This is a genomic window from Areca yellow leaf disease phytoplasma (assembly GCF_041920595.1).
In genome coordinates this window covers 313,372-322,019 of record NZ_CP169277.1, presented here as the reverse complement: position 1 = coordinate 322,019, position 8,648 = coordinate 313,372, and the positions used below count along the sequence as shown (strand labels likewise).

At 28.0% G+C, this 8,648-nt stretch carries 13 protein-coding genes and 1 pseudogene; 3 read left to right on the top strand and 11 right to left on the bottom strand.

Features of this window, described 5'->3' with window-relative positions:
• Positions 1–360 precede the first annotated feature (360 nt).
• Positions 361–423: a hypothetical protein gene (locus tag ACEW7V_RS01895; RefSeq protein ID WP_374695757.1), complete on the bottom strand. Its 63-nt coding sequence runs from the start codon at positions 421–423 to the stop codon at positions 361–363.
• 253 nt (positions 424–676) lie between these two features.
• Between ACEW7V_RS01895 and ACEW7V_RS01890 the strand changes: the two genes are divergently transcribed.
• Positions 677–1,048: a hypothetical protein gene (locus tag ACEW7V_RS01890; RefSeq protein ID WP_374695276.1), complete on the top strand. Its 372-nt coding sequence runs from the start codon at positions 677–679 to the stop codon at positions 1,046–1,048.
• Here the strand turns inward: ACEW7V_RS01890 and ACEW7V_RS01885 are convergent.
• The 6 genes and pseudogenes from ACEW7V_RS01885 to ACEW7V_RS01860 form a co-directional block, all read right to left on the bottom strand.
• Positions 1,034–1,175: pseudogene (locus ACEW7V_RS01885) on the bottom strand (transcription elongation factor GreA); the annotation flags it as partial. The gene ACEW7V_RS01890 and the pseudogene ACEW7V_RS01885 overlap by 15 nt on opposite strands.
• Positions 1,176–2,120: 945 nt before the next feature.
• Positions 2,121–2,264 (bottom strand): hypothetical protein, encoded by a 144-nt coding sequence (locus tag ACEW7V_RS01880; protein WP_374695756.1) that lies wholly within the window; start codon positions 2,262–2,264, stop codon positions 2,121–2,123.
• A 912-nt stretch (positions 2,265–3,176) separates the two neighbouring features.
• Positions 3,177–3,395, bottom strand: coding sequence for an alanine-tRNA synthetase second additional domain-containing protein (locus ACEW7V_RS01875; RefSeq protein ID WP_374695275.1), 219 nt, complete (start codon positions 3,393–3,395; stop codon positions 3,177–3,179).
• 643 nt (positions 3,396–4,038) lie between these two features.
• Positions 4,039–4,260, bottom strand: coding sequence for an alanine--tRNA ligase-related protein (locus tag ACEW7V_RS01870; RefSeq protein ID WP_374695274.1), 222 nt, complete (start codon positions 4,258–4,260; stop codon positions 4,039–4,041).
• Between the two features lie 229 nt (positions 4,261–4,489).
• On the bottom strand, positions 4,490–4,711 hold the full coding sequence (locus ACEW7V_RS01865) for a hypothetical protein (protein WP_374695273.1): 222 nt from the start codon (positions 4,709–4,711) through the stop codon (positions 4,490–4,492).
• A 235-nt stretch (positions 4,712–4,946) separates the two neighbouring features.
• Positions 4,947–5,273: an alanine--tRNA ligase-related protein gene (locus ACEW7V_RS01860; protein WP_374695272.1), complete on the bottom strand. Its 327-nt coding sequence runs from the start codon at positions 5,271–5,273 to the stop codon at positions 4,947–4,949.
• A 1,192-nt stretch (positions 5,274–6,465) separates the two neighbouring features.
• Here ACEW7V_RS01860 and ACEW7V_RS01855 point away from each other — a divergent pair.
• Together ACEW7V_RS01855 and ACEW7V_RS01850 are read left to right on the top strand one after the other, a co-directional pair.
• The gene (locus ACEW7V_RS01855) at positions 6,466–6,864 is read left to right on the top strand and encodes an rRNA adenine N-6-methyltransferase family protein (protein ID WP_374695271.1); all 399 of its coding nucleotides are present in this window, start codon (positions 6,466–6,468) and stop codon (positions 6,862–6,864) included.
• A gap of 133 nt (positions 6,865–6,997) precedes the next feature.
• Positions 6,998–7,138: a hypothetical protein gene (locus ACEW7V_RS01850; protein ID WP_374695270.1), complete on the top strand. Its 141-nt coding sequence runs from the start codon at positions 6,998–7,000 to the stop codon at positions 7,136–7,138.
• Positions 7,139–7,254: 116 nt separating this feature from the next.
• Here the strand turns inward: ACEW7V_RS01850 and ACEW7V_RS01845 are convergent, their stop codons facing one another.
• The 4 genes from ACEW7V_RS01845 to ACEW7V_RS01830 all read right to left on the bottom strand — a co-directional run bounded on the left by ACEW7V_RS01845 (position 7,255) and on the right by ACEW7V_RS01830 (position 8,372).
• The gene (locus ACEW7V_RS01845) at positions 7,255–7,359 is read right to left on the bottom strand and encodes a hypothetical protein (protein ID WP_374695269.1); all 105 of its coding nucleotides are present in this window, start codon (positions 7,357–7,359) and stop codon (positions 7,255–7,257) included.
• A gap of 74 nt (positions 7,360–7,433) precedes the next feature.
• Entirely contained in the window at positions 7,434–7,514 is an 81-nt protein-coding gene (locus ACEW7V_RS01840; RefSeq protein WP_374695755.1) for a hypothetical protein, read from the bottom strand.
• 104 nt (positions 7,515–7,618) lie between these two features.
• A complete protein-coding gene (locus tag ACEW7V_RS01835) occupies positions 7,619–7,687 on the bottom strand; it encodes an AAA family ATPase (RefSeq protein WP_374695754.1) in 69 nt (22 codons plus the stop codon).
• A gap of 412 nt (positions 7,688–8,099) precedes the next feature.
• Positions 8,100–8,372, bottom strand: a complete 273-nt coding sequence (locus ACEW7V_RS01830; RefSeq protein ID WP_374695268.1) for a hypothetical protein — start codon at positions 8,370–8,372, stop codon at positions 8,100–8,102.
• Between the last annotated feature and the right edge of the window lie 276 nt (positions 8,373–8,648).

Here is an 8,648-nt window from a genome sequence, read left to right as displayed (position 1 = left end):
TGCATTGCTGGTGTCGTTTTTGGTGTAATCATGAAATAAAGCTGCAATTTGAATAGGCAACAAAGGTTGTTGAAATGTCTTTGCCATTTTGGTAGCAGTGCGATAAACTCTTATAGTGTGTTCAACCGCAAAGGAGGTTTTTTAATTTAGTTTCGACAGCTTGACGAATTTTGTGTAAAAAACATATTATTTTCATTTTTCTTCAAAGTCTTGGAAATTTCTTTCTTTCCAAAGGTGATAATCTTGTTTTTTGAGATTGGTTAAAAACTTTTTTTCACGATAAAAACGATTGAATTTGTAAACGCGCTTTCTTGAAAGCGATTTAGGGGTTTTACCAATAAAGAACAAAAACCTGCTTGATTAGCTCCTTTCGATATCTGTTTGAAGTTGGTCTCCTATCATCAACATTTGTGTGGGTTCCAATTTACAGTTGAAAATGTTTTTTGAAAAGCTGTAGGGATGGTTTTTTGTTTAATAAATTTAAATATATAAAAGTAAAATCATTTTTAAAACTTTGTGGAGGTGCTTTTTTAGAGGCATTAGAAAGAATAACGACTTTGAAAACAAGAGATAATTTAGTTAAAAAAGGTTTTTAATTTGTTCATCTAAAATATCTTTAGCTGTATCTAATTAAAGTATTGTCTAGATCAAAAATTAACGCTTTAATGCCTTGTTTTTGGGAGAACAACTCAAAGGAATTTGCAAGACACAAGGAAAAATAGTGTTGAGGGATGAAAATAGTTTGTTGTGGGCAAGTCATTTTTATTGGACATCTTTAATTTTGACTCTAAAAGTGTTTCCCGGTTTCGCCGGTAACAAAAAACAACATCTCTATTTGGTGCCCTTTGATATTTTGTCACAAAAAGGAGATTCAATCAGAATTTTGTTGATAAAAGGATCTTGCTTCCAAGGTGTTAACACTAATTCAATTTCTTGTTGTTGTTTTTGGTGTGTAAAAGCTCCGAAGTCTTTTGCCAATACTTACTTCTGTCTTTCTTTGGAAACTTTAACTACGCGGACATTTTTAAAAATATTTTTTGATTTCTGAGATGCGATATTCTATTAAAGCTTGTTCGTTTCTAGCAGCATCATAATCAGCGTTTTCGGATAAATCTCCTTGTTCGCGCGCTTCTTTTTAAGGCTTCTAAATTTTCTTTTCTTTTAACTTCTTTTAAAAAGTTAATTCTTTTAATTTTTCTATTCTGATTGGGTAAGTTCATAGATTTATTATTCATAAATAAAAGACCTTCTTTTTTACCATTTTTTGATGGTTTTCAAAATTCACTAAATTATTTTTTTAATAATCAACCCATCACCTACATCTTGAAAAGTGGTGCAAAAATCTGGGTGATTTGTTAAAAAAGTTTATGAAAATTATGCATTTTTTTGAAAATTCCTTGATTATTTTTAGTCGTTTTGGCTTTTTAAAAACAACTTAAATTAAGGTTATCAAAAACGATAATGCCTTGTTTTGAGTAAAGGGAGCATATTTTGCAAAATAACTTTGATATTGGGCTTTGGCAGCATCAACTAAAATTAAATCATATTTTTTTAAATTGCAAGTAGGATAAATTAACGCCTCTGCCCAAACTGACATTTATGTGGATAGGAAGTTTCTTTTAAAAAGTTTTTTAGCTAAATTATAATTTATAAAATCTCTTTCTAAAGTATCAATTTTAGTGCTAAAGAGAGCTCATAGGCCAAAGCGCTATATCCAATGGCAGTTCCGATTTCTAAAATATTTGTGATTTGTTTTGTGAAATTATATCCAAGTAACAAAGCTAATCCTTGGTCTTGGATAATGGGGATTTTGTTTTCTTGGGCGTATTTTTTTAATTTTTGTAAGTTTTTTTCTTTGTTAAAAATCCAAACATTTCAATGCTCTTTGTTTGGGTGTAATTTGATATAATCGAGATAATTTTTTGTAAAATGATGGTTGCTGCAATTTCGTCTTTCATTTGTAAATTTTGCTTCTTTTTTGTTATTGGTTTTTGCTTTTATTGTGGATTACGGCATACGGTAGATAAACGTTCATCCCGCATAAAATTACTTTTTATTTTGTTCTCAAACTTGTTTTTCTAGCGTTTTTTAAAATCACTACTTATTTTTAGCTTTAATTCCTATGTCGTATTGTTCATGTGTTTGGGGTATCCCAAAACAATTGTTTTAATTTGATATTGAGAAATGATTTCTTGTAAAGGTGCAAACCAAAATCGATCGTATTTGTGGGTGGCAAAAAAATAGTTTTGAGGTTTTGGAGCAATAATTCCTGTTTGTGATAAAGCGATTCCAAGTTTTTCAATCTCAAATCCAACCCCAAAGATGCATTATTTTGGCAGTTTAACATAATAAAACATTCTCATTTGTCAAAAAATGGTTTGAATGATAAAAAATTATTCCTTTTTTCTTGGTTTTGTTAAACTTCATTTTATCAATTTTTTTGTGTTTTTAGACAAGTATTTTTATTAATAATTGTTTAAAAAATTTAGAAAAATAGTGGGTTGGGGTTTTAAAAGGGTTTAATTTTAATTTTTTCTTCCGCTTTGATTATTTTTTCTTTTTTATTTTGTTGTTTTTTGTCATTTCGAACACCTTTTAACAATTTTTAGGAATTTTTTAGGAATTTTGATTATTTTTAATAATTTTAGGATTTTTTTCCTTGAGGTTTTTTATTATAATTTTTTTAAACAGTTTAATTTATTTCTAATTTGGTTTTTACAAAATTAAGCACTTGTTCTAAATTTTTAGTTTTTTTGGTGCCCCCTTGAGCTAAACTAGCATTTGCCACCACCCAGAACCACAAACCAAGAGGATACAGCTTCTTTAATCAAATTACCTGCATGTAGAAGTTTTGCTTTTTGCATAAAAAGCAATTTTTTCAGGTTGCACATAAGATAAAAATAAAACTTCTAAATGGTATTTATCAAAAATATGATTCATAAAAAATTTTAGAACTTCACAAGAGTTTTTGCTTCTTCAATAGTTAACATCATTTTTTTTTGGTAATTTGTGGTGGTAAAAAATTAGATTCTGCTTGTACCATATTTTTTGATGATATTCTCAAAACTTTTTTTCAAAAGAGACTAGAGTCTTGTTGTTGTGCTTTGATATGTTTTTGATAATTGAGAATATCTTCATAACTTTGGGTTATTGGAGGAAAATTTTTAACATCAAAATTAAGGTTTTGCGTTTGTAAGGATTTTGCTTTTTGGGTTAGTTGGTGCAAGTCGTTTTGGTAAGGAACTAGTCTCGGCGTTGAGACTTTCTTGGCCAATTGTTATTACAAACTGCCTCCAATACGGCGGTAGTACCAAACTAATGCTTTCGCATGACAAAATAATCAAATGTTCTAAATCTTTAGTATTTGTGGCATGTGTTCCTCCGCATAAATCCACTGAAAAAGTATCAATACTTACGATTCTTACTTTGTCTTTTGTATTTGGCTTTTTGATTTTGTTCTAGAAGAGTGGCGTATTTTTTGGGCGTCTGGGATTGAAAGTTGTTCAATTTTGACTGGAACACTTTTTGAATTAGTTGGTTACTTCTTTTTCTATTTGTAATATTGTTTGGGGAGTAATTTTTCAAAATGATTAAAATCATAACGTAAGACTAAATCCCACTGATGAACCTTGTTTTTTGAGGTGGCTGCTAATGTTTTGCAAAACTGCTTCTAAAGATGTGTTGCTGTGATGATAAGAAATTTGATTGCGTTTAGTCTTTTCTAATGCAGCATAAATCTTCTTGACCTTCGCAAAAGTTGCCTTTAATTTCGTGCAAAATTTGTCCGTTTGGTAGTTTAGTTATTTTGGTAACTTTGGTGTTGTCAATCCAACCTTCATCTTCTATTTGTCCTCCCGATATTAGTTATACATAAAAAGGTGTTTTTTCAAGCACTATTCCTTTGTCAAAAACTTTGATTACTTTGGTTTTGCAAGTAAATTTTAGATAACCTATAAAATTCGCTGGGAGTTAAGAATTGGAAGAAATGCTTCTTCTTGTTTATTCATGTGTGTTTGCGATGTTTGATTTTGTTTACTTTTAAATTTTGGTGTTCGTGGAGGTAATTCTTGGAATTTTGGTAGTCTGTTGTAATGTTTTCTTTTTTAGCATAATCAAAATTAAATCTTCAGGAATGCCGTAAGTGTCGTATAATTTGAAAAAGTTTTGTCCTGATAAAGTGTTTTGGGTGAGATGTTGTAAAAAAGTTTTTTCGGCAGTTTTGAGATTTTGTTCAAAAATATTTTCTTGTTGAAATAGCACTTTGCTTAATCATTTCTTGGTTGGTGCATAGTTCTTTGTAAAAATCTTTCATCATTGCAACTGTTGGAGGCACTAATTGATGTAAAAAAGGTTTGTCTAAACCTAGTTTTTGCCTTCGTTAGCAGCTCTTCGTAATAATTTTTTAAGACATAGCCCCTTTTTTCGTTAGTGAGGACTGCTCCGTCATTGATTGCAAAAACCAAAAGTTTTTAAGTGATCTGCAATAATTTTAAAACTTTCTTGTCCTGTGTATTTTATTTTGTGTCATTTTTTTCCAAAAGCTTTTATTAAAGGAAAGAAAAGGTCTGTTTCCAAAATTAGTTTTGGTATTTTGCAAAATACAGGCTAAACGTTCTAAACCAGCCCCAGTATCAATGTTTTTGCTTGGTAGTTCTTGATATTTTTCGATAGGTAATTTAGGGTCACTGTAATTATACTGAGAAAAAAACAATATTCCAAATTTCAAATAAAGCGGTCGGTTTCTAAGTCTTGGATAATTAGTTCTTTGTTGCGAGGGTCAAAAGTTTTCCTCTGTCAAAAAAATCTCGGTGCAAGGACCAGAAGGACCAGGACCTATTTGCCAAAAATTGCTCTTTAAAGGAATAAGGTGGTTTTTTTCACTCCTAAGTCAAGCCAATATTGATAATTATCTTCGGTCTTGAAAAAATAAGTAATGTAGAGTTTTTCTAAGGGAAAAGCAAACCATTTAGGTTTAAAGTTACTATAACTCCAAAAAAACAGTGATATTTCCTTTTAAAATAATTTCCGATAGAAAAATTGCCTAACATTTCAAAAAAGTATATGATGGCGCGAGGTTTTCCTACGTTTTTGATGTCATTGGTCCACAGATCATTTTTGCACGTTAGTAATGCGTCTAAAAGGAGGTGTTTGTGTGCCATCAAATATTTTAAAGGTAATGCCTGCATTAACCATAATAAGTTAGCTTGTTTCGTGGTATCAAAGAAGATGATTTTGCGATGTGATGGTTTTTGCTTGCAAAAAATTTGAGCCACATTTGTCTAATTTAAAAGATGTCATTATAAAAACTCCTTTAATTAAAATTTGGGGTGATATTTTTTATATTAATTTGGCTTTGATTTGTCTTTTGTGATACAAATAATAATTATTTTATTAAAATGCGTTTTGAATTAATTTTGATTTGTGATATATAATTGATATCTAACATGTGTATAAAATTAAAAAACCGATCAAACTTAATTTTAACATTTTTTTATGGCTTTTCATTATTTTTTTGCATTTTTTTGTTATTTTTTTGACTTATTTTTGTTTTGCAAAAGCTAAAAATATTATTTTTTAATTGTTGATAATTATAAAAAGGATTGTTTTAAAAAATGATATAATTTAATTGTTGTTTTAAAATAACAAAATAATTTTAATTTAACATTTTTATTAATTTATTCTCGATTTTTTATTAATTTAATTTTTTCTTTTTTGAGTCAAAAACAAATAATTATAATCATACAAAAAACAAAAGTGAAGGTATCAAAAGTGAAAATCTTTTTACAAATTTTTTAATTCTTCATTTTTTTCACTTATTTTATTAAAATTAAAAAAAAAATTTAAGCTCGTTATTGTTAGTGATTTTTCTTCAATAATTTTTAATTTGGGGGCTTTTGATAGTTGTTTGCAAACGCATCTAGACTCATTTGCTTATTTTAAAAATATTTTTCATTATACAAGACAAAGTATTTTTTTTAATTTTGGTAGTTGCAATAATTGCTTTAACTAAATATAGAACTACTAAATTTTATCAAATATTAAGTTTTGTTGCTTTGGTAAATATTTTAATTATAAGTTTGGTTTTTGTGATTTTATTGAAGACCACAAACAGCATTTATTTCTGAAAATTGGCAAATGCAGCTAATTCCTTGTTATTTGCAATATGTTTTTGCCCCTTGATTTATTGTTTATGTGTGGAAACGACCACTACTTTTTGGGTTGGAAAAAAAGTATGGATAGTTTTTTGTTCATCCTTTTTGCTATTTTTTGTTATCTGCTATTATTTTTGGTTTTAAAGTGGATTTGAAATCGCATTTTATTAATCCTTATTACCAAAAACAATTTAACAGTAGCTGGTTTTAAACTTTTTGTCTCTTTTTTGCTTTTGGCAATGGGTTTAATCGGAGTGCAAAAATAAAAAATTCATCCTTTTTTATAAAGGTGCACTTTTAGTGCTAGAGCATTTTGATTTGTGTTATTCCTAGGGAAACAAGTGATTGGAATCATGCCAAAGAATTGGTGTTTTACCCTCAACAAATGGGTTCTTCTCTTTTTCCTGAATCACAAGATATTGCTAAACAATTAAGCAATTTAGTGCTTGAATTTGAAGGAAAACAAGACACAGGTTTAAAAACAGGTGAAAAAATTTTGGAACTAGGAGCAGGCAGTGGTAATGTTACTAAATATTTAGTACAAAAGTTTGGAGCCCAAAATGTTATTGCTTTGGAATATGATAAAGAATTATGTAATGTTTTGAGAAATAAATTTCCAGGTTTAACAGTTATCGAAGGAGATGCTTGTAATTTTATTGAATTGTTAAAGAATCAAATTGATGAAGCTCAAATAAAACAAATAAAAGGATAAGTATCTACTTTGCCTTGGAGTATTTTTTTTTTTTCTCAAGAACAATTGCAAGAACTATCAATAAAAACCTGCCACAGTAATTAAACAAAAATAATATTAGGTTTTGTTGAATATCGCTTTTTGCTATTTTTAAGTGAAAAAACACATTATTGGAGATGGTGTAGAAGAAATTCAAGATACTAAAAATCAAATTTTTGCTTCTAGTGCAATTTTACCAACCAAAGTTTTTCTTCTTTTGCTGCTAATGATGTTACAAAATAATATCATTTTATAAAATAAAAAAGTTAACTTATTTTAAGTTAACTTTTTTATATTTTAGGGATTTGGCAATATTAATTTAATATGCGTTTAATTGCTTGTTCTAAAAAATGTTTATCGATTTGGTCTTTGTTATTTCTGGATAGCCAAAATTAAAGCCTCATTGAGAATGGCTGCAAGTTGGGCACCTGATGAACCTTCAGTAATTAAAGCTAATTTGTAAAAATCAACATCCAAAAAAGAAATATTTTTATTTTTAGCATGAATTTTAAAAAAATAGAATAGCTTCTCTAGCTTTTAGATTAGGTAAATTAATTTTGATTTTTTACGGTCAAATCTACCTGACGAATCAAAGCAGGATCTAGCATATCTATTCTATTAGTAGCAGCAATAATGATGATTTGTGAAAGTTTAAAAAACCATCCATTTCTAATAAAAGTTGGTTTAGGTGGGATTGGTCGTGTTCTCGTGATTCTATGATGGAGTTGTTTTTCTTTTACCTCAAAAAAGCATCTATTTCATCAATAAAAATAATGCAAGGAGTAGTTCTTTTGGCTTTTGAAATAAATCATCTCTTATTCTAGAAGCTCCAACGCCTACATAAACTCTGACAAATTCAGAACCAGAAACAGCATAAAAAGGAATTTTGACCTCATTAGGCTAATGCTTTTGCAAGTAACGTTTTTCCTGTTCCTGGAGGTCCTTCTAATAATACTCCTTTTTTTTTTTAGAATTGCAAAGCCAATTTTATGATATTTTTGAGGATGTTTTAAGAAATCTATTAATTCTTGGATTTCTTTTTTTTTCTTCAAGACCTGCTACATCTGCAAAAGTTATTTTGTCTTTGAAGAATCAATGTTTGTATTAAATTTATTTATTTTGTTTGATAACATTTGTTTAAGGTGAATTAAAATATAAAATCCAAAAATAAAAAGAAACAAGATCAACTTATAAATTTGAAATATAATTCTAAAAAATTAAATTGGATATTTTCTTTGACTTCTACTAAAACATTTTTTATATGAATAAAAAGCATATACTAAATAATCATAATTGGAGGCTGCCATTTTACAATAATATTTTTGATTATCAAAACTTTCTCTGCTTGGATTAAATAATGTTCTTGTTCCAAATGCTGTATTGGCTTTTATAAGTATAATGAATTTTTTAATTTCGTTGGCTTTAATTTTGCAAATAGTTCGTATATATTTATTAAAGAAGCGTTTTTTAATTGATTTTTTTCTATCCAAAAAAAAAATATGATAATTCTAGACTAATTAAAAAATAATAAAATTAAAGATAATGGCAAAATAAAGCAGATAATAATTTTGTTTTTGTTAAAAAGTTTGAAAAACACTAAGTAAGTCTCCATGATGAAATTTATAAAAGAAAAGGTTATAAAAAATTATTTTAATTAAATTTGTGTGTAATAAATTAATAAAGCTATTAGCGCACAAAATTTTTATGTTGTTTGTATTTGAAAAAGATTTTCCAAGTAATACGTAACTGAAACGAAGTACAAGGAT